17 protein-coding genes are annotated in these 19,412 nt (G+C 73.5%); 10 read left to right on the top strand and 7 right to left on the bottom strand.

Annotation, left to right across the window (positions count from 1 at the left end; translation table 11 throughout):
* Positions 1-33: 33 nt before the first annotated feature.
* Positions 34-852: a nitrilase-related carbon-nitrogen hydrolase gene (locus FFA01_RS08450; protein WP_146854953.1), complete on the bottom strand. Its 819-nt coding sequence runs from the start codon at positions 850-852 to the stop codon at positions 34-36.
* A 38-nt stretch (positions 853-890) separates the two neighbouring features.
* Here FFA01_RS08450 and FFA01_RS08445 point away from each other — a divergent pair, with 38 nt between their 5' ends.
* A complete protein-coding gene (locus tag FFA01_RS08445; RefSeq protein WP_167627320.1) occupies positions 891-1,550 on the top strand; it encodes a GntR family transcriptional regulator in 660 nt (219 codons plus the stop codon).
* Positions 1,551-1,573: 23 nt separating this feature from the next.
* Here the strand turns inward: FFA01_RS08445 and FFA01_RS08440 are convergent, their stop codons facing one another.
* On the bottom strand, positions 1,574-2,986 hold the full coding sequence (locus FFA01_RS08440; RefSeq protein WP_146854949.1) for an MFS transporter: 1,413 nt from the start codon (positions 2,984-2,986) through the stop codon (positions 1,574-1,576).
* 162 nt (positions 2,987-3,148) lie between these two features.
* On the opposite strand from FFA01_RS08440, the gene FFA01_RS08435 reads away from it, so the two are divergent.
* Complete coding sequence (locus tag FFA01_RS08435; RefSeq protein WP_146854947.1) at positions 3,149-3,832, top strand: DUF2848 domain-containing protein; 684 nt, start codon at positions 3,149-3,151, stop codon at positions 3,830-3,832.
* 97 nt (positions 3,833-3,929) lie between these two features.
* Here the strand turns inward: FFA01_RS08435 and FFA01_RS08430 are convergent, their stop codons facing one another.
* Both FFA01_RS08430 and FFA01_RS08425 read right to left on the bottom strand, forming a co-directional pair.
* Positions 3,930-6,743, bottom strand: coding sequence for a molybdopterin-dependent oxidoreductase (locus FFA01_RS08430; protein ID WP_146855001.1), 2,814 nt, complete (start codon positions 6,741-6,743; stop codon positions 3,930-3,932).
* Between the two features lie 53 nt (positions 6,744-6,796).
* Positions 6,797-7,606 (bottom strand): FAD binding domain-containing protein, encoded by an 810-nt coding sequence (locus FFA01_RS08425; protein WP_146854945.1) that lies wholly within the window; start codon positions 7,604-7,606, stop codon positions 6,797-6,799.
* Between the two features lie 57 nt (positions 7,607-7,663).
* Here FFA01_RS08425 and uraD point away from each other — a divergent pair, with 57 nt between their 5' ends.
* Both uraD and uraH read left to right on the top strand, forming a co-directional pair.
* Positions 7,664-8,206, top strand: a complete 543-nt coding sequence (uraD, locus tag FFA01_RS08420; RefSeq protein ID WP_146854943.1) for a 2-oxo-4-hydroxy-4-carboxy-5-ureidoimidazoline decarboxylase — start codon at positions 7,664-7,666, stop codon at positions 8,204-8,206.
* A complete protein-coding gene (gene uraH / locus FFA01_RS08415) occupies positions 8,203-8,529 on the top strand; it encodes a hydroxyisourate hydrolase (protein ID WP_146854941.1) in 327 nt (108 codons plus the stop codon). Before uraD ends, uraH begins: the two co-directional genes overlap by 4 nt.
* Positions 8,530-8,587: 58 nt before the next feature.
* Here uraH and FFA01_RS08410 read toward each other — a convergent pair whose 3' ends face one another.
* Both FFA01_RS08410 and pucL read right to left on the bottom strand, forming a co-directional pair.
* Positions 8,588-9,064, bottom strand: coding sequence for a nucleoside deaminase (locus tag FFA01_RS08410; protein ID WP_146854938.1), 477 nt, complete (start codon positions 9,062-9,064; stop codon positions 8,588-8,590).
* 56 nt (positions 9,065-9,120) lie between these two features.
* Complete coding sequence (pucL, locus tag FFA01_RS08405; protein ID WP_146854936.1) at positions 9,121-10,014, bottom strand: factor-independent urate hydroxylase; 894 nt, start codon at positions 10,012-10,014, stop codon at positions 9,121-9,123.
* Between the two features lie 163 nt (positions 10,015-10,177).
* On the opposite strand from pucL, the gene FFA01_RS08400 reads away from it, so the two are divergent.
* The 6 genes from FFA01_RS08400 to FFA01_RS08375 all read left to right on the top strand — a co-directional run bounded on the left by FFA01_RS08400 (position 10,178) and on the right by FFA01_RS08375 (position 17,411).
* Positions 10,178-11,407, top strand: coding sequence for an acetamidase/formamidase family protein (locus FFA01_RS08400; RefSeq protein WP_146854934.1), 1,230 nt, complete (start codon positions 10,178-10,180; stop codon positions 11,405-11,407).
* Complete coding sequence (locus FFA01_RS08395) at positions 11,400-13,118, top strand: AtzH-like domain-containing protein (RefSeq protein WP_146854932.1); 1,719 nt, start codon at positions 11,400-11,402, stop codon at positions 13,116-13,118. The genes FFA01_RS08400 and FFA01_RS08395 overlap by 8 nt, the downstream gene beginning before the upstream one ends.
* A gap of 136 nt (positions 13,119-13,254) precedes the next feature.
* Positions 13,255-14,535, top strand: coding sequence for a pyridoxal-phosphate-dependent aminotransferase family protein (locus tag FFA01_RS08390; protein ID WP_146854999.1), 1,281 nt, complete (start codon positions 13,255-13,257; stop codon positions 14,533-14,535).
* Positions 14,532-15,833 (top strand): allantoate amidohydrolase, encoded by a 1,302-nt coding sequence (locus FFA01_RS08385; RefSeq protein ID WP_146854930.1) that lies wholly within the window; start codon positions 14,532-14,534, stop codon positions 15,831-15,833. The genes FFA01_RS08390 and FFA01_RS08385 overlap by 4 nt, the downstream gene beginning before the upstream one ends.
* Positions 15,830-16,723, top strand: a complete 894-nt coding sequence (locus FFA01_RS08380; protein ID WP_244289766.1) for a MurR/RpiR family transcriptional regulator — start codon at positions 15,830-15,832, stop codon at positions 16,721-16,723. The genes FFA01_RS08385 and FFA01_RS08380 overlap by 4 nt, the downstream gene beginning before the upstream one ends.
* 70 nt (positions 16,724-16,793) lie before the next feature.
* On the top strand, positions 16,794-17,411 hold the full coding sequence (locus FFA01_RS08375) for a TetR/AcrR family transcriptional regulator (RefSeq protein WP_146854928.1): 618 nt from the start codon (positions 16,794-16,796) through the stop codon (positions 17,409-17,411).
* A 444-nt stretch (positions 17,412-17,855) separates the two neighbouring features.
* Here the strand turns inward: FFA01_RS08375 and FFA01_RS08370 are convergent, their stop codons facing one another.
* The gene (locus FFA01_RS08370) at positions 17,856-19,247 is read right to left on the bottom strand and encodes a PP2C family protein-serine/threonine phosphatase (RefSeq protein WP_146854926.1); all 1,392 of its coding nucleotides are present in this window, start codon (positions 19,245-19,247) and stop codon (positions 17,856-17,858) included.
* Between the last annotated feature and the right edge of the window lie 165 nt (positions 19,248-19,412).

Raw genomic sequence — 19,412 nt, 5'->3', positions numbered from 1 at the left:
AGCGCGACGCGTGTCGAGGAGGCGCGTCGCGCGTCAGTCGCCCAACGCACCCACCGCGAAGCGCTGGTTCGCCAGCACGGGCAGCGAGCCGCGCGCCGCGTCGACCGCGTCGAGGTCGACGTCGACGACGAGCAGCTCGGGCTCGGCCCCCAGCTCGTGCAGCACCACGCCGAACGGCGACACGACCATGCTGTGGCCCACGCCGGTCGGGGCCGCCCCGACGGGCTCGACGCCCTGCGACGCCGGGTCGCCCTGTCCGACGGCGACGACCACCGTCGTCGTGTCGACGGCCCGCGCCCGGGCCAGCAGCTGCCACTGCTCGACCTTGCCGGGCCCGGCGCCCCACGACGCGCACACGATGCTGATCCGGGCTCCGGCCGCGGCGTTCGCCAGGAACAGCGACGAGAACCGGATGTCGTAGCAGGTGGCGAGCCCCACCGTCGTCTCGCCCACCGACACGGTGACCGCCCGCTCGCCGCCCTCGACCGAGTCGGACTCGGCGTAGCCGAAGGCGTCGAAGAGGTGCATCTTGTCGTACGAGTCGTCGGTGTCGGCCGTCGGCCCGGCGACGATCAGCGTGTTGCGCACGCGACCGCCCGAGCCGGGCGTGAAGGCCCCCGCCACGATCGTGGTGCCGAGCCGGCGGGCCAGCGCGCGCAGCGCCGTCGCCCACGGGCCGTCGAGGGGTTCGGCGACGGCGCCGAGGTCGTTGCCGAAGGCGCACATGGCGGCCTCGGGGAACACGACCAGCTCGGCGCCCCGGGCGACCGCCGCCTCCGTCGTCGTCGTGATCTCGGCGAGGTTCGCCTGCGGGTCGGCCGAGCTGATGATCTGGGCGAGCGCTACGCGCATGGTTTCTCCGATCGGTGGTGTATACGTATGGTATGCAGATGAATCCCGAACCGCTCGCACCCGCGGCCTCGGGTCGCGACCGGGCCTACCAGTACCTCTACTCGCAGGTCCTCGTCGACCCCGCCATGCAGGGCGCGTTCCTCAGCGAGCAGGACATCGCCGAGCGGGTCGGCGTCTCGCGCACGCCCGTCCGCGAGGCGCTGCTGCTGCTCGCCTCGGACGGCCTCGTGCAGATGATCCCGAAGCGCGGGGCGCGGGTCCCGGTGATCAGCGGCCGCGAGATCGCCGAGCTGATGGAGCTCCGCGGGGTGCTCGAGCGTCACGCCGCCACGACGACCCTCGCCAGCGGCCGGGTGCCGCTCGCCGAGATGCGGGCCGTGCTCCGGAGTCAGCACGAGCTGAAGGACCTCGACCCGCACGAGACGGGCCAGCTGTTCATCGAGCACGACCGGCGGTTCCATCAGCTGCTCGTCGACGCGGCCGGCAACGACCTCATGTCGCGCAGCTACGAGAAGCTCCGCGCCCGTCAGGTGATGGTCGGCGTCGAGGCGCTCTTCCGGCGCACCGACCGGCAGGAGCGGGTCTGCGCCGAGCACGACGAGATCGTCGAGGCCCTCGCCTCGGGCGACGCCGAGGCCGCGCGCGAGGCGATCGACCGCCACCTCGGGGTGACGCTCGACCTCCTCCTGCGCAGCTGATCGCACGGCGCCGCCCGGGGCGGTCAGTCCCGCGACCCCGAGGCGGGACCCGAGGAGGCGCGGGTCGCGTCGATCCCGTCCGTCCCGGCACCCGTCGCCGGCGCTCCGACGAGGTAGTCGGCGTCCTCCTGCACGTTCGAGTCGCGTCCGAGGGCGAGCCCGACGAGCGTGAGCACGACGGCGACGGTGAGGTAGAGGGCGATGCCGATCCCGCTGCCGGTCTGCTCGTAGATGATCGTGAACATCAGCGGCGCGATGGCCCCGCCGAAGACGCCGGCGATCGTGTACGCCAGCGAGCTCCCGGTGGAGCGGAGGCGCGGCGAGAACTGCTCGACGATGAACGCCGCCTGCGGGCCGTACATGAACGAGTGGAAGACCAGGGCGAGCACGATGCCGATGGTCAGCACCACGGTCGACGAGCCGTCGGTGATCGCGAAGAACACGTAGGCCCAGATCGCGGCGCCCACCGCGGCGACGCCGTAGAGCAGACGGCGGTTGATGCGGTCGGACAGCGCACCGGCGAGCGGGATCCCGATCAGCTGGAACGCCGAGCCGATCAGCACGGCGACGAGCACCTGGCTGCGTTCGAGGCCGAGGGTCGTCGTGCCGTAGGTGAGGGTGAAGACGGTGAAGAGGGCGTAGGTGACGTCCGGTCCGATGCGGCTGAGGATGGCTGCGATCAGCGGGCGCAGCTGCGTGGTGAACACCTCGCGGACCGGAGCGGCCGGGGCGTCGCCCCGCGCCTCCAGGGCCTGGAACACGGGGGTGTCCTCGAGCTTCAGGCGGATCCAGAGTCCGAACCCGACCAGCACGGCCGAGGCGAGGAAGGCGACGCGCCAGCCCCAGTCGAGGAACGCCTCCTCGCTGAGCACCGCGGTCAGCACCGCGAGCGCGCCGTTCGCGAGCAGGTTGCCGGCCGGGGGACCGACCTGCGCGGCGGACGACCAGAAGCCGCGCCTCCTCGGATTCCCGAACTCGCTCGAGAGCAGCACGGCTCCGCCCCACTCGCCGCCGACGCCGACGCCCTGGGCGAAGCGCAGCAGCACGAGCAGGATCGGCGCGGCCAGCCCGATCGTGGCGTAGCTCGGCAGCAGGCCGATCAGGAAGGTCGCGATGCCGATGATGAGCAGCGTCGTCACGAGGACGGGCTTGCGGCCGATCTTGTCGCCGAGGCGACCGAAGACGAAGCCGCCGAGCGGACGCGAGACGTAGCCGACCGCGTAGGTCGAGAAGGCGAGGATCGTCGCGGTGTACGGGTCGCTCGACGGGAAGAACACGACGGGGAACACGACGGCCGACGCGGCCGAGTAGACGGCGAAGTCGTACCACTCGAGCGAGGTGCCGGTGAGCGAGGCCGTGAACGCCTTGGCGAGCGAGCGGCGGGTGACCGGCGCTCCGTCGACCTGAGGTCCGGGGGCCTGGGGTTCGGTGGTCATGGGCTGTCCTATCGAGTTCGGTGGGGATCGGTCGGAGGGGTGGTGCCACGGCGATACCGTGTGTATACAGTAGGTGTACGACAGCGCGAGCAACAGTGCCGACCGTCGACCCGGCGCTTTTTTTACCGGACCGAAACACGCCACCACCTCTGGAGGAGACCCATGAGCACGCTGCACTTCACCCTGCCCGACGGTTCGACCGAGACCGTCGAGGTCACGCGCCTCCTGAACGCCGGGTACGCCGGCCGCGAGCAGGACGAGGTCCAGGCGCACATCGCCGAGCTCGCCGAGCTGGGGGTCCCCGGCCCGACCACGACGCCGGCCCTCTACCCGGTGTCGCCGTACCTGGCCTCGCAGGCCGACGAGGTCGCGGTGCAGCACGAGCGCACCAGCGGCGAGGCCGAATGGGCCCTCGTCATCACCGACTCGGGCGTGCTGCTGACGGTCGCCTGCGACCACACCGACCGCGCCCTCGAGGTGCACGGCGTCGCGTGGAGCAAGAACGCGAGCCCCGACATCCTCGGCACGCGGGCCTGGTGGCTCGACGACGTGCGCGACCGCCTCGACGACATCACCCTGCGCGGGTACGTGGGCGAGGGCGATGCCCGTCAGCTGATCCAGGACTCCACCCTCGGCGCCCTGCTGACCCCCGACTACTGGCTCGACGTCCTCGCCGAGCGCGACCTCGCGACCCCCGGCACCGTGCTCATCTCGGGCACCGTCGCGATGACCCCCGGCGTCGACCAGTTCGCCGACGTCTGGTCGGTCGAGATGCACGACCCGGCCACCGGCGACACCCTCGAGGCGGCGTACCGCGTCGTCCCGATGCCCGCGCCGATCGGCTGAGGCCGCACGCCTCCGCCCGCCCGCCTCACGACGAGCCGCGCACCGCTCCCCGAACCCCGAACCCCGCACCGCGGGGCCTCGGGGAGCGGTCCGCCGTTCAGGGCCGCTCGGGCGTCGACCGGGCGAGCCGCCAGAGCCGGTCGCGCGACATCGGCAGCTCGTGCGGCCGCACGCCGAGAGCGTCGCGGATCGCGTTGGCGAGCGCCGGGGCGACCGGGTTGTACGGCGCCTCGCTCATGCTCTTGGCGCCGAGCGGCCCGAGCTCGTCGTGGGTCTCGGCGAAGAGCACCTCGGTCACGGGCACGTCAGAGAACTTCGGCAGCCGGTAGTTCCGCAGCGCGCTGGTCAGCACCCGCCCCTCGCCGTCGAGGATCATCTCCTCGTAGAGGGCCGTGCCGATCGCCTGGGCTGTGCCGCCCTCGACCTGCCCGCGCAGCTGCTCGGGGTTGAGCACCGTGCCGGCGTCGGCCGCCTGGATCGAGCGCAGCATCCGCACCTCTCCGGTGGCGCGGTCGACCGCGACCCGGAACGCGTGCACGTTGAACGCCACCGAGCGCGGCGTCCCGTCGTGGCTGCCGTCGGCCACGAGCGGCCCGTCGGCCAGCAGCTCGTCGACCGTCACCAGCCGCGTAGCAGAGGCGCCCGTCGCCGCGCCGTCGGCACCGCCGTCGGACGAGGAGGCGCGGGTCACGACGACCCCGCCGGTCACCACCTCGGGTGCCGGCCCTCCGTCGACGACCTCCGCCGCGCCTCCTGCGATGCCGAGGGCGCGGTCGATCATCGCGGCGCGGAGTTTCTGCGCCGCGGCCCAGAGCGCCTTCCCGGCGACGACGACGCCGGCCGAGCCGAACGCCCCCGAGTCGTACCGGGCGACGTCGGTGTCCGACTGCCGGATGGACACCCGGTCGGGCGTGGTGCCGAGCGCGGTCGCGACGAGCTGGGCGTGCACGGTGGTCGTGCCGTTGCCGAACTCGGCGGTGCCGACGCCGATGTCGTAGCCGCCGTCGGCGCGGAGCTCGACGGTGGTGTCGGCGAAGTGCCCGCGCGGCGGCATGGTTGCGATCATGGCGAGGGCCATGCCGGTGCCGGTCGACCAGGTGGGGCCCTCGGGGGCGGGCTCCGGGTCGGGGTCGGCCAGCGCCTCCTCGACGAGGTCCAGGCACTGGTCGAGGCCGTAGCTGCCCCAGATCAGGTCGGTCTCCTCGTCGGGATCGGTGACGACCATCGGGTCGCCGGGCACGACGACGTTGCGTCGACGCAGCTCGAACGGGTCGATGCCGAGGCGGATGGCGAGCTCGTCCATCGCGGACTCGATCGCGAAGATCACCTGGCCGAGCCCGTAGCCGCGGAACGCCCCCGACGGCAGGTTGTTCGTGTAGACCGACTCGGCGTCGACGCGCTTCGCGGCGCAGCGGTAGACCGCCACCGACTCGTGCACCGAGTGGTACATGACGCCGACGCCGTGGTTGCCGTACGCGCCGGTGTCCATCAGCTGGTCGACGTGCAGGGCGGTGAGCGTGCCGTCGGCGGTCGCGCCGAGACGGACGCGCACCCGCATCGGGTGGCGGGTGGGCGCGATGGTGAACTCGTCCTCCCGGCTGAACTCGTACTGCACCGCATGGCCCGTCGTCAGCACGGCGAGCGTGACGAGGTCCTCGGTCAGGAGCTCCTGCTTGCCGCCGAACCCGCCGCCGACGCGCTTGGTGAAGACCCGGACGTCCTCCTGGTCGAGCCCGAAGACGTGGGCGATCTCGTCGCGCACGAGGAACGGCACCTGGCTCGAGGTGCGGAGCACCAGGCGGCCGTCGTCGTCGAGCCAGCCGCGCGTGGCGTGCGTCTCGAGCGAGCCGTGGCTGACGCGCTGGGTCGTCCAGGTGCCCTCGACGGTCGCGTCGGCGGCGGCCAGGGCGGCCTCGACGTCGCCGGTCTCGCCGTGCATGGCGGCCACGGTGTTGCGCTCGGGGAACGCGATGCGCGAGACCTCGCCGGACTTCTCGCCGTGCAGCAGCGGGGCGCCGGGGCGTCGGGCCTCCTCGGGATCGAAGACGGCGGGCAGCGGCTCGTACTCGACGTCGATCGCGTCGAGGGCGAGCTGCGCCTGACGGACGGACTCGGCGACGACGGCGGCGACCCGCTGGCCGCGGAACCGCAGCACGGGGTCGAGCACGAGCCCGTCGTCCGGGTCGTCCTCGCGGTTCTCGTGGCGTCCGGTCGAGAAGAGCGTCGCGGGGGAGTCCCGGTGGGTCAGCACCGCGTGCACCCCGGGCATCGCCAGGGCCGCGGCGGTGTCGATGGACAGGATGCGCGCGTGCGGGTGCGGGCTGCCGAGCACGGCGACGTGCAGCAGCGTGGTGGGGCTGCGGACGTCGAGCGTGTACTCCTCGCGACCGGTGACGACCCGCGCCCCGGCCGGTGCCTTGACCGAGCGGCCGGCCGCCTCGCCGGCGTCGGGCGTCACGGTGTTGCCGACGCCGCAGATCGCGTCGCGCACCGAGCGGTAGCCGGTGCACCGGCAGATGTTCCCCTTGAGGAGGCGCGGGAGATCGTCGCGGTCGGCCTCCGTGAACGTCGAGGCCGTCACGACCATGCCCGCCGTGCAGAAGCCGCACTGGAAGCCCGCCGCGTCGACGAAGGCCTGCTGCACCGGGTGCGGGTGCTCGGGCGTGCCGAGCCCGGCCGCGGTGGTGACCCGGCGTCCGTCGAGCCGGTGGGCCGGATAGATGCACGAGTGCACGGGCTCGTCGTCGACCAGCACGGAGCATGCGCCGCAGTCGCCCGCGTCGCAGCCCTTCTTGACCGCGTGCACGCCCGACTCGCGCAGCAGCGTGCGCAGCACCTGGCCCGGGGCGACCGGGGCGTCGATCCGCTCGCCGTCGACCTCGAACGCGACCCGGCGACCGCCGTTCGTGATGCCCTGCGTGGCGGTCGAGCCGTGCCGGCCGGGTGCGGTGTCGTCGACGGTGCTCACCAGGAGCCTCCCAGTTCTCGTCGGATCTCTTCGGCGTACGCGGTGCTCGTGGCCCGCCGCCAGTCGGGGGCGCCGTGCGGGTCGTCGTACCAGTCGACGACGCGGTCGACGGCGTCGGTCAGGGCCCGCTCGCCCGGCACCTCGTCGAAGCGCAGCTGGACGGGTCGGACGGTGCCGGCCGTGATCGTGACGACGAACTCGCCCGACGCTCCGCGGCGCCCGGTCACGAGGGTGCCTGAGCGGCCGAGCGGGCTGAGCGCGATGCGGCGGAACGCCGTGCGCGACTCGAGCGACGCCGCGGGGATCTCGAGGGCGCGGAGCACCTCGCCGGGGGCGAGCGCCGACTCGCGCAGGCCCGTCACGAACTCGGCCACCGGCGTCCGGCGCTCGCCGCCGTCGGTGGTCCACACGACGGCCGTCGCGTCGAGGGTCGACATCAGCGAGGTCATCGAGCCGGCGGGCAGCCCGAGCGCCACGTTGCCGCCGACCGTCGCGACGTTCCAGATCTTGAACGATGCCAGCAGGCTGTTCGCGCACTGGCCGATCAGGGGGTGCGCCGTCCACTCCTCGCGGGCCGCCACCCGGGTGAGCTGGGCGATGGTGCAGGTCGCCGCGACGGTCAGGCCGTCGGCCGTCTCGGCGAGCGGAGCCCAGCCGAGCGAGGTCAGGTCGACGAGGCCGGTCAGCCCGGGCTGGCCCTCGGAGTAGAGCCAGGTGCCGCCGCCGAGCGGACGCTCGCCGGGGGCGAAGACCACCTCGGCGCGGGAGGCGGGGGTGCGGACGGCCGCGACGGTCACGAGATCCACGGGGCGCCTCCGATCGGGTGCGGCGTCGTGCAGCCGGGGCTGGCTACAGTGGCGACCATGATCGACGTCCCCGAGAGCGAGCTGCGCGAGCACCTCGCCACCGCCTTGTCCGTGCAGCGCTGGGTCGACGACGTGGCCGCCGCCGCGCCGTTCGACGACGTCGAGGGGCTGGTCGAGGCGGCCGAGCACGCCGGCGACCCGCTGAGCGCGGCCGAGATCGACGAGGCGCTCGCCCACCACCCGCGCATCGGCGAGAAGCCGGTCGGCGAGGGCGCCGCCCAGGACTTCAGCCGGCGCGAGCAGCAGGCGTCGCAGCTGACCGACGACCCGCACGAGGTCAAGGCGCTCGCCGAGGGGAACGCCACGTACGAGGAGCGCTTCGGTCGCGTGTTCGTGATCCGCGCGGCGGGCCGCAGCAAGGCGGAGATCATCGACGAGCTCGAGCGGCGGCTGAAGCTCGACGACGAGACCGAGAAGCAGGAGGCGGGCGAGCAGCTGGTCGAGATCGCCGTGCTCCGGCTGCGCCAGACCTTCGGCGGCCGCAGCGCCGAGACCGGTCGGTCGACCGAGACGGCCTCGCCGATCGCGCCCGTCGCATGAGCCACGTCACGACGCACGTGCTCGACGCCGCCCTCGGCCGTCCGGCGGCCGGGGTGCCGGTCGTGCTGTCCGACGCGGACGGCGTCGGGCTGGCCACCGGCCGCACCGACGAGGACGGGCGGGTGGGCGATCTCGGTCCGGACGCTCTCGACGCCGGCGCCTACCGTCTCGTGTTCGACACGGCGGCGTACTTCGCCGCGACGGATCGCGCGTCGTTCTACCCGCGCGTGACGATCGACTTCGACCTCGCCGACGAGGCCGCGCATTACCACGTGCCCCTGCTGCTCAGCCCGTTCGCGTACTCGACCTACCGCGGCAGCTGACCCGGTCGTCGGGGCGGCCCGTGACGGGGCCGCGCTCATCGGCTCCGTGCCCACCGACTCAGTAGTCCGTCCGGTGGTCGGCGGCGAGCCAGGCGTCGAACGGCGCCGGGGCGTTCTCGGGGCGCACGGCGTCGACCGGGAGGTCCCAGGTCGAGCGGTCGCGCGCGAACAGCTCGTAGAACTCGAGGTCGTCGAAGCCGCCGCGGGCGGCGTCGTGCCGGTCGGCCGCGAAGACCACCCGGTCGACCCGGGCCCAGAGCGAGGCCGACAGGCAGAGCGGGCACGGTTCGCACGAGGTGTAGAGCGTCGTGCCGGCCAGCGAGAAGTCGCCGACGGCCGAGCAGGCGGCGCGGATGGCGACGACCTCGGCGTGGGCGGTCGGGTCGAGGTCGCGGGTGACCCGGTTCTGGCCCTCGGCGACGATCTCGCCGTCGCGCACGATGAGGGCGCCGAACGGGCCGCCGCCGTCGGCGACGTTGGCGACCGCGAGGTCGATGGCTCGGGCGAGCCAGCGGGCGTCGTCGGAGTGGGGCATGGCGCCTCCTGGAGGTGTCGGGTCGGGTCGGTGAGGGGGAGGTGCGGGGGAGCCGGTCAGGCGAGGCCGGCCGAGGCGCGCCAGGCGTCGCCCGCCGCGGGCGCGTCGTCGCGGATCAGCGTGGCCTCGATCAGACCGTACGGCCTGTCGGCGGCCCAGAACACCTCGTTGGCGTTCTCGAGGCCGAACCGGTCGAGGTCGTAGGCGAAGTGGTGCTTGTTCGGGGCGACGAGACGCACCTCGGCGATCTCGGGCACCGCCTCCATCACGGCCTTGCCCATGTGCCAGAGGGTCTGCTGCAGGGCCAGCGACTGGAGCGTCGCGAACTGCGCGACGAGCAGGCGCTTGATCTCGGCGTAGACGGCGTCCCATTCGAGGTCGACCGACGTGAAGCGCCACTTGACGTCGAGAGCGGTGGCCATCACGCGGTCGTGGGTCTCGGGCAGCGTGGTGAACTCGTCGCTGAGGAACCCCGCGAACTCCGACCCGGTCGACTTCAGCAGCACGAGGTCCTTCAGGCCGCCCACGACGTGGTCGCCGCTCGCGTCGACGGTGACGGCCGCCGTGCGCACCTCCTGGCCGCTGCGCAGCCAGGTGTGGTCGTGCTCGACGCCGTCGACGACGGCGCGCTGCCAGGCGTACTCCTCGATCTCGATGCGGGCGCCCTCGACCGGGGCGATGTCGTCGACGAAGTGGCGGGCCAGGTCGAGGCCGAAGCCCTCGATCGACTGCACGCCGTGCGACTTGGCGAACGCGAACGCGGTGTTCTTCTGGGTGTCGGTGGGCAGCACGGCCGACTGGTCGCCGTCGAGGTAGGCGGCCTCGAACGGACCGCGCAGCGCGGTGGTCACGTTGAGGTCGCGGATCTCGTGCCGGGGGGAGTCGCGCACGATGCGGACCAGGCGGGACTCCGCCTTGCCGTACTGGTTGTCGCCGAGGATGATCGCCATGCGCTGATCCTCACACGACCATGTGAACGGCGTGTTTCAGGATGGGCCGATTGTGAACTGCTTGTTTCAGGACCGCCCTCGGGAGGGACGGCCGAGTCACTAGGGTCGAAGCCACCCGGGATCGGACCGCACCCGGGTGCGCACGATCGAGAGGCCCCGCCGCATGACCGACCAGCAACCGGCCCCGCAGCCCGGCGCAGCAGCCGAGCCCGGCGCAGCACCCGTTCCCGCCGTCCCGATCCTGCAGCCCGGCGAGGGGGAGAGGCCCGGCGACGTCTATCTGCCGGCCACCCCGGGGACGACGCTCTGGGGTCGACTGCCGTGCGCCTCCGACGCTCCCGTCCTCTCGGTCGAGCCGGGGTCGACCGTGACGATCGACACGGTGAGTCACGAGGGCGTCCTCGACGACCAGGGCCGCGACCCGCTCGCCTTCTTCGCCTCGCACGGCGTCCCCGCCGACCAGGTGCTGCTCGACGCCGTCGCGATCGCCGCCTCCGACCTCTCGGGGCGCGACGCCGCCGTCGACGGCCCGCACGTCGTCACCGGTCCGATCGAGGTGCGCGGCGCCCAGCCCGGCGACCTCGTCAAGCTCACCCTGCTCACGGCGACGCCGAGGGTGCCGTACGGCATCGTCTCGAACCGCCACGGCCGCGGGGCGCTCGCCGGCGAGTACCCGCTCGGCGCCGAGAACGTCAGCGTCTTCGCCGCCGTCGACCGCGAGCCGCGCGCCGACAGCCCCGGCAGCCCCAACGCCCCCGGCGCCGCTGGCACCCCCGGCGCCGCCGCGAGCACGGACGGCCTGGTCGGCACGCTGCCGCTCGTCGCCGGCGGCGAGCACGTCGTGCGGTTCCCGCTCCGGCCGTTCCTCGGCATCATGGGCGTGGCCGTCGCCGGCGGCACCCGCCCGCACTCGGTGCCGCCCGGGGCGCACGGCGGCAACATCGACATCAACCTGCTCACCGAGGGGGCCTCGCTCTACCTGCCGGTGCAGGTGCCGGGCGCGCTCGCCTACGTCGGCGACCCGCACTTCGCGCAGGGCGACGGCGAGGTCGCGCTCACCGCGATGGAGGCCTCGCTGCGCGTCACGGTCCGCTTCGACCTCGTGCCGCACGACGTCGCCGTCGCGGAGTTCGGCGAGCTCGTCGGCCCGCTCGCCGAGACCACCGACCACCTCGTGCCCACCGGCATGGACCCCGACCTCGACGAGGCGGTGCGTGCCTGCGTCCGAGCCGCGATCGCTCTGCTCCGCGCCCGCTACGGCATGGACGAGACCCTCGCCTACGCCTACCTCAGCGCTGCGACCGACTTCGACATCTCGCAGGTGGTCGACCTCGTCACCGGCGTGCACGCCCGCATCCGCGTCGCCGACTTCGCCGGGGTGCACCGTGGCTGACGGCGTCCCCGAGGAGGCGCGGGTCGGCTCGGACGCCACCCCCACCACGGTCGAGGGCGACCTCCCCGACGGCCTGCTCGCCGCCTTCGACGCCTACGAGCGCGCGCTCGCCGCCGACGACCAGCCGGCGCTCGCCGCGGCCTTCGAGCCGACCGCGACCGTGATGCGCGCCGACGCCGGCGGTCTCCTCGTCGGTCACGACGCCATCACGGCGTTCCGCGGCAGGCGCGGCTCGGGCCCGCTCCGCCGCGTGGTCGAGTGCCACGTGCGCGTGCTCGACGGCGACGCCGCGCTGATCGTGTCGGTGAACGCGCCGGCCGGCGGTGGACGCGGCGTCGTGACGCAGCTCTGGCGACGCGCGCCGTTCGCCGAGGCCCCGCTCCGCCCCTGGCGCATCGCGTCCGCGCAGGTGCAGGCCCCGCCGCCCGCGATCGACCGTCGCGTCTGGCGCGTGGTCGGGGAGCCGCTCGTCTCGGGGGCGCGAGGCGACGGGTCGACGGGCACCGCGCCTCCTGCGGGTCCCGGTTCGGCGGACGATGCGACCCGCCCGCTCTCCGGCGAGACCGTCGCTGTCAAGGACCTCTTCGCCGTCGCCGGTCATGCGATCGGCGCCGGCGTGCCCGCGTACCTCGCCGGCGCGACGCCGGAGACCCGGCACGCCGCCGCGGTGCAGCGTCTGGTCGACGCGGGAGCCGATCTCCGCGGCATCGCCCGGACCGACGAGTTCGCGTACAGCATCGCCGGCCGCAACTCCGCGTACGGCACCCCGCCGAATCCGGCCGTGCCCGGGGCGATCTCGGGCGGCTCGACGAGCGGCCCCGCGACGGCCGTCGCGCTCGGTCAGGCGAGCATCGCGCTCGGCACGGACACGGGCGGATCGCTGCGGGTGCCCGCGTCGTACCAGGGGCTCTGGGGCATCCGCACGACGCACGGCGCCGTCGACCGCACCGGACTGCTGCCGCTCGCCCCGACCTTCGACACCGTCGGCTGGCTGACCCGCGACGTCGACACCCTCCGACGCACGGCCGCGACCTCGCTGCCGAGGGCCGAGCAGCGGGGCGTCGAGCCGTCGTTCGTCGTCGACCCGACGCTGCTCGCCCCGGTGTCGCCCGAGGTGCGGGCCGCCTTCACGTCGGCCGTCGACGAGGCCGTCGCCTCGGGAGCCGTCGCCCGCCCCGAGGAGGTCGCTCTCGGCGACGTCGCGCACCTGTTCGAGCTGTTCCGCGTGCGGCAGGCCTTCGAGGCCTGGCGGTCCGACGGCGCCTGGATCACCGCCCATCCGGGCGAGCTCGCCCCCGACGTCGCCGCCCGCTTCGCGTTCGGGTCGACGATCTCACCGCAGCAGGCCGAGGAGGCGCGGGTCGCCCTCGAGCACGAACGTCACCGCCTCGAGTCCACGCTCGCCGGACGGGTGCTGCTGCTGCCGAGCGCGTCGTCGGCCGCGCCCTCGCTCAGCGCGACGGCCGCCGAGGTCGACGCCGTGCGTTCGGCCACACTCGGACTGACCTGCGTCGCCGGCGTGCTCGGCGCGCCCGCCGTCTCGGCGCCGGTGCTCCACGTGCCCGTCGAGGCGACCCGTCAGGGGCAGGGGGACGCCTCGAGGGCCCCCGACGGGGCATCTCGACGCCGCGCGCCGGTCGGGCTCTGCTTCGTGGGGCCGCGGGGGTCGGATCTGGCGCTGCTGGGGGTGGCGGCGGCGTGGCCGAGTTGAACCGCGCCTCCTCGGCCCGGTGCCGGCCCGACGGCTCGATCGCCCTCGGGAGTTCACCTGCCTGAAACACGGGTTGCGTAGCATGGGGCGGGTGAAACGAGTCTTCCAGCAGATCGACCCGCCCGCTCGCCTGTTGATGGGCCCCGGCCCGATCAACGCCGATCCGCGCGTGCTGCGTGCGATGTCGGCGCAGCTCGTCGGCCAGTACGACCCGGCGATGACCGCCTACATGGACGAGACCCAGGCCCTCTACCGCGAGGTGTTCCAGACCGCGAACGAGCAGACCGTGCTCGTCGACGGCACGTCGCGGGCCGGCATCGAGGCCGCGCTCGTCTCGCTGATCGAGCCCGGCGACCGGGTGCTCGTGCCGGTCTTCGGACGCTTCGGGCACCTGCTGCGCGAGATCGCCGAGCGTTGCGGCGCCGAGGTGCACGTGATCGAGGTGCCGTGGGGCCAGGTCTTCCCGCTCGAGACGATCACCGCCGCGATCGAGCGGGTGAAGCCGAAGCTGCTCGCCGTCGTGCACGGCGACACCTCGACCACCGTCGCCCAGCCGCTCGAGGGTCTCGGCGAGGTCTGCGCGCAGCACGGCGTGCTCTTCTACACCGACGTCACCGCCTCGATCTCGGGCAACGCGTTCGACACCGACGCCCTCGGGCTCGACGCCGTCACCGCGGGGCTGCAGAAGTGCCTGGGCGGTCCGTCCGGTTCGGCGCCGGCCACCTTCTCGGCCCGGGCCGTCGAGGCCATCCGGTCGCGCGCCTCCGTCGAGGCCGGCATCCGCACCGAGGGCGACGTGACCAGCTCGCGCCGCATCGCCTCGAACTACTTCGACCTCGCGATGATCTTCGACTACTGGGGCCCGCAGCGGCTGAACCACCACACCGAGGCGACGACCATGCTCTACGGGGCGCGCGAGTGCGCCCGCCTCGTCGTCGAGGAGGGCCTCGACCAGACCGTCGCCCGCCACGCGCTGCACGGTTCGGCCATGCTCGCCGGCGTCCAGGGGCTCGGCCTCGAGGTGTTCGGCGACCTCGAGCACAAGATGAACAACGTCGTCGCGGTGGTCATCCCCGACGGCGTCGACGGCGACGCCGTGCGCGGCGCGATGCTGACCGACTTCGGCATCGAGATCGGCACCTCGTTCGGTCCGCTGCACGGCAAGGTCTGGCGCATCGGGACCATGGGCTACAACGCGCGCCGCGACACCGTGCTCACCACGCTCTCGGCGCTCGAGGCCGTGCTGCGCCGCGCCGGAGCCCCCGTCACGACCGGCGGCGGAGTCGGTGCGGCGTACGACGTCTACGCCGACGCCGACCGGGCCGCGGCGAGCTCGCCGGTCGAGACCCGGGCCGACGCGGGCACGATCGCGCCCGAGGCGGCGTCGACGGACGGGACCGCAGGAGGCGCAGCGTGAGCCCCGAGACCGCCCCCGGCCCGCAGGTCCCGCCCTCGACCGGCGCCCCGGCCCTCGACGAGGCGCGCACCGTGCTCGAGCGCTGTGACGTGCTCGCCGCCGTCTCGTCGAGCGACACCGGCATCACGCGCGTCTACCTCAGCCCCGAGCACGCCCGGGTGAACGAGATGGCCGGGCGCTGGATGGAGCAGGCCGGCATGACCACCTGGCGCGACGCCGCGGGCAACCAGCGCGGACGCTACGAGGGCGCCGAGCCCGGGGCGCCCGCGCTGCTGCTCGGCTCGCACCTCGACACGGTGCCCGACGCCGGCCGCTACGACGGGATCCTCGGCGTGCTGCTCGCGATCGCGGTCGTGGAGCGGCTGAACGCCGAGGGCGTCCGGCTCCCGTTCGCCGTCGAGGTGCTCGCGTTCGGCGACGAGGAGGGCACCCGCTTCGGCACCGCCCTGCTCGGCTCGCGCGCCGTCGCCGGCACCTGGGACGACGCCTGGTGGCAGCTGGCCGACGCGGAGGGCGTGAGCCTGCGCGACGCGTTCGTCGCGTTCGGGCTCGACCCCGAGGCGGTGGGGGAGGCCGCGCCTCCTCGGGACTCCGTCGTGGGGTACCTCGAGGCGCACATCGAGCAGGGGCCGTACCTCGAGGAGGCCGACCGGGCGCTCGCCGTCGTGTCGTCCATCGCCGGAGCGCGGCGGTTCGAGCTGACCATGACCGGCGTCGCCGGGCACGCGGGCGGGGTGCCGTTCCACCGTCGCCACGACGCCCTGGCCGGAGCGAGCGAGGTGGTGCTCGCCGTCGAGCGTCTCGCACGCGACGCCGGCTGCATCGCCACCGTCGGGCGGCTCGAGGCGTTCCCGGGCGGGGTCAACGTCATCCCGGGGCTGGTGGAGTTCAGCCTCGACCTGCGGGCCGAGCACGACGACCGGCGCGACGAGGTCTGGGCCGCCATCCAGGCGGCCGCAGCGGAGACGGCCGCGACCCGCGGGCTCATCTTCGAGGCGCACGAGACGCACTCGGCTCCGGCCGTGGTCGCGAGCAGGCACCTCGCCGAGGTCGTGCGCGACGGCATCGTGGCGACCGGGGACGCCGACCCGATGACCCTCTTCTCGAAGGCCGGGCACGACGCCATGGCCGTCGCCGAGCTGACCGACTGGGCGATGCTCTTCGTCCGCTGCGGCAACGGCGGCATCAGTCACCACCCCGACGAGATCGTGACCGAGGGCGACGTCGCCGTCGCGCTCGACGCGTTCGACGCCGCGGTGCGGGCGCTCGCGGCGCGGCACGCGGGCGCGGACGCGTGACGGATGCCGAGGGCGACGCGGGCGCCGGCGCGAGCACATCCGAGCCCGGCAGCGAGCCCGGCTCCGAGCCCGGCTCCGTCGGCGGCATCCGCGACCGGATCGACTCCGGCTACGGCGCCCTGAGCCCGCGCGAGCAGCGGGCCGCCGACTTCATCCTCGACCACCTCGACGATCTCGCCGTCTACACGGCGACCGAGATCGCCGAGCGGAGCGGGGTCTCGAAGGCCACCGTGTCACGGCTGTTCCGCCGTCTGGGCTTCACCGACGCGCAGGAGGTGCGTGACCAGGCGCGCGCGTCGCGGAGCCGGGGCGTGCCGATCGGCTCGGCCAGCGCCTCCTCGGATCTCGCGCAGCACGCGGCGGCCGAGCACCGCAACCTGCAGCGGATGCTCGACGGTCTCGCCGACGGACGTCTCGAGACGGCCGCGCGGCTGATCGCCGGAGCCGACCGGGTCGTCGTCGCCGGGTTCCGCAACAGCTACCCCGTGGCGTCGCACCTGCGGCAGCAGCTCGTGCAGGCACGCGACGACGTGCGGCTGGCCCCGCAGCCCGGGCAGTCGATCGGCGAGGAGCTCGCCGGGCTCGGTGCGCGCGACGTGGTCGTGCTGGTGGGGTTCCGGCGTCGTCCGGCGGGGTTCGCCGGGCTGGTCGGAGCGCTCGTCGAGCAGGGGGTGCCCGTCGTGATGATCGGCGACGTGACCGCGCGCGCGACCGGAGTGCTGCGACTCGAGTGCCCCGTCGACAGCCCGTCGCCGTTCGACAGCTACGCGGCCGCGATGAGCCTGGCCGCGCTGCTCGCCTCGGCGGTGCTGGCCGAGCATCCGCGCCGGGGCCGGACGCGCATCGGCGACATCACCGGGCTCTACGCCGACCTCGCCGAGCTCGAGTAGGACGGCACCTGCTGCGCATCGTGGACAGCCCTCCGCGATCGGGCGGCAGGCGTCCCCTAGGCTCGGGGTCATGGTGAGCTCCGCCGATGCGCCCACGACTCGACCGCCCAAGGCGGAGGTCCGCGAGCGCCTGCTCGTCGCCGCGGCCCGGCTCTTCTCGACCGGGGGAGTGCACACCACGACCCTCGACGAGGTCGCCCGCGAGGCCGGCTTCAGCAAGGGCGCGGTCTACTCGAACTTCGCGTCGAAGGCCGACCTGGTCGTCGAGCTGCTGCGTCGCGAGACGGACGCGGCGCTGCGGGCGCTCGACGACATGATGCTGCCCGGCACGGCCCTCACGTCGCTGCCCGACGCGGTGCGCCGGGCGTTCGAGCCGTACGGCCCGGGTCAGGCCGAGGACTTCGCGCTGATGTCGGAGTTCCGGTCGCAGGCGCTCGCCGACGAGCGGGTCATGGTCGTGTTCGTCGAGCAGCGGCGGGCGGTGCTCGAGAAGCTGCGGGGCCTGATCGAGCAGGTCTTCCAGGGAGGCACGGTGCAGGCGACCGGGCTGACCTCGGACACCCTGGCGCGCCTCCTGATCGATGTCGCCCTCGGTTCGGCGTTCGACTCGCCGGCCACCGGCGAGGTGACTCCGGGCGAGGTCATGGGCGAGGTGCTGGCCGCGCTGACGCGGGCCGCCGAGGGCTGATCCGCGTCACGGCGGAGGTGGGGGACGCCGAACCTGTGATCGCCGGAGACGTCGAGGACTACCGTTCAGGGCTGCCTCCCCGGGACTACCTAGCCCTGATCCACCCAAATGACATGTGTTGGCTAAACCCCACGAGCTGTCGGGAGGCACGGCGTCCTCCGGCCCGAACCGGAGGGCGCCACCGACTTCTCGTTCGACCTCGAACGAAAACCAAGCACGACTCCGTGAAGACGCGTACCTTGTGCGGCGGATCGTGCGACGGAACGTCGTTCGAGACCGGGGTACAGGGATTCGGGTCCTCCTGCTCTCGGGTGGGGCCGCCGCGTAGGGGTACGTGACGTCGGCCTCACCTCTGTCCCTTCGGCCTCGCGTGCCTTTCGTGCCTTCGCTCGGCGAACCGTCGCGGGTGGGAGGCGCGGGTCCGGATGCAGGGGCCGACCGGAGTCAGAGACGGCCAGGCGTCACCGTGTCGTCGGTGTCGCGGCGGATGGCCACGACGGTCACGTCGTCGGGGTAGTTGCCCTGTGAGGCGAGGTTCGCGATGCTCATCACCGCTCCGGCCGCCGTCGGCTCCGCGGCGGTGGCCGTGTCGGCGGCTCGGGCGAGCGGCTCCGTGTCGTCGTCGAAGAGGTCGAGGACCCCGTCGCTGCAGATGAGGAGGAGGTCGCCGGGGTCGAGGCGGGCGGTGCTCGTCGCCCAGGACTGGGTCCCGTAGACCCCGAGGGGCAGGTTCAGAGAGGGGATGACGTCCCGGGTGCCGTCGGCACGGCAAATGATGCCGAGGCCGTGGCCGGCGTCGACGACCTGGACCTCGCCGGTCTCCGCGTCGAGCTGCACATGGAACAGGGTGACGAAGGCCTCGTTGGCGCCGAGGTCGGGTTCGACGGCCTGGTCGACGACGGTCATCGTGTGGCCGGGGCCGCGGGACGGCTGGGCGGCGCGGAGGGAGGCCCGGACCGTCGCGGCGATCATGGCGGCGCCGACGCCCTTGCCCATGACGTCGGCGAGGGTCGCCACGAGCCCGCGCGGGGTCCGCTGCCAGTCGAAGAAGTCGCCGCTGACGGCGCCGCTGGGGACGCAGGCGCCGGCGACGTCGTAGCCGGGCAGGTCGGGGGTGGACTGGGGGAGGAGGCGGCGCTGGACGGCGCCTCCGTCGACGAGCTCCTGACGTGACCGGGCGGCGCGGGCGGCGAACGCCTTCGACGTCTGCTCGCCGCTGAGGGAGGCCATGCTGAACGACACGACGACGAGGAGCAGCAGGGTGATGAGGGTCGTCGAAGGCGTTCCGAAGAACGCGACGAAGACGTCGCTGCGCGGTCCGTCCACGAGGAACACGACGAAGCGGACGAGGTAGTACAGGGAGAGGGCGCCGGAGGAGAGGATGAGCGGCCAGCGGGTGCGGGAGAGTCCGGGGTCGATGAGGACGATCTCGCGGGTGGAGAGGCCGATGAGGACGCCCATCAGTGACAGGTAGAGGGGTCCGCCGGACCAGTCGTTGGTGGCGGGCGAGTCGAAGCTGGACACGGTGGTGAGGACGGTGGCCGGGCCCACGACGAGCCACCACGGGGTGGGTCGGACGCGGAGGGAGCGGCTGGCCATCCAGACGGAGGCGGCGCCGGCGACGATGACGCCGTTGCCGAGCGGGTTGCCCCAGATCTGGTTGGCGGTGCCGTCCTGCAGGTAGGCGACGGAACCGGCCATGAAGAGCACGAGCGCCACGCACCACCAGAAGCTGAAGGCCGACCTCGTGCTGCGGAACGTGACGAACGCGAAGAGCAGGAAGAGCGTGAAGGTGATGACCCCGAAGGCGACGCGCAGCGTGAGCGAGTCGAGCAAGAATTCCCCTGTCTCGTCGGTGGCGGGCGACCACGTTGGAGCTGATCGCCGGAGGCGGTGCAGGTGTGCTCGAGCGCTTCGACCCCCTCTTGCAGTGTATGCGGGAGGGTGGTCGGAGAAGAGCCCCCGATCGGGTCGGGGGCCGGGCCGCGAAGATCGGCCGTC

The sequence above is a fragment of the Frigoribacterium faeni genome (genome assembly GCF_007988805.1).
GTDB classification, from domain to species: domain Bacteria; phylum Actinomycetota; class Actinomycetes; order Actinomycetales; family Microbacteriaceae; genus Frigoribacterium; species Frigoribacterium faeni.
This window is presented reverse-complemented; position numbering and strand designations above follow the sequence as displayed.

Coding starts and splice junctions, on each gene's coding strand:
- FFA01_RS08450 (WP_146854953.1), bottom strand. CDS start 852: ATGCGCGTAGCGCTCGCCCAGATCATCAGCTCGGCCGACCCGCAGGCG.
- FFA01_RS08445 (WP_167627320.1), top strand. CDS start 891: ATGAATCCCGAACCGCTCGCACCCGCGGCCTCGGGTCGCGACCGGGCC.
- FFA01_RS08440 (WP_146854949.1), bottom strand. CDS start 2,986: ATGACCACCGAACCCCAGGCCCCCGGACCTCAGGTCGACGGAGCGCCG.
- FFA01_RS08435 (WP_146854947.1), top strand. CDS start 3,149: ATGAGCACGCTGCACTTCACCCTGCCCGACGGTTCGACCGAGACCGTC.
- uraD (WP_146854943.1), top strand. CDS start 7,664: ATGATCGACGTCCCCGAGAGCGAGCTGCGCGAGCACCTCGCCACCGCC.
- uraH (WP_146854941.1), top strand. CDS start 8,203: ATGAGCCACGTCACGACGCACGTGCTCGACGCCGCCCTCGGCCGTCCG.
- FFA01_RS08410 (WP_146854938.1), bottom strand. CDS start 9,064: ATGCCCCACTCCGACGACGCCCGCTGGCTCGCCCGAGCCATCGACCTC.
- pucL (WP_146854936.1), bottom strand. CDS start 10,014: ATGGCGATCATCCTCGGCGACAACCAGTACGGCAAGGCGGAGTCCCGC.
- FFA01_RS08400 (WP_146854934.1), top strand. CDS start 10,178: ATGACCGACCAGCAACCGGCCCCGCAGCCCGGCGCAGCAGCCGAGCCC.
- FFA01_RS08390 (WP_146854999.1), top strand. CDS start 13,255: ATGGGCCCCGGCCCGATCAACGCCGATCCGCGCGTGCTGCGTGCGATG.
- FFA01_RS08375 (WP_146854928.1), top strand. CDS start 16,794: ATGGTGAGCTCCGCCGATGCGCCCACGACTCGACCGCCCAAGGCGGAG.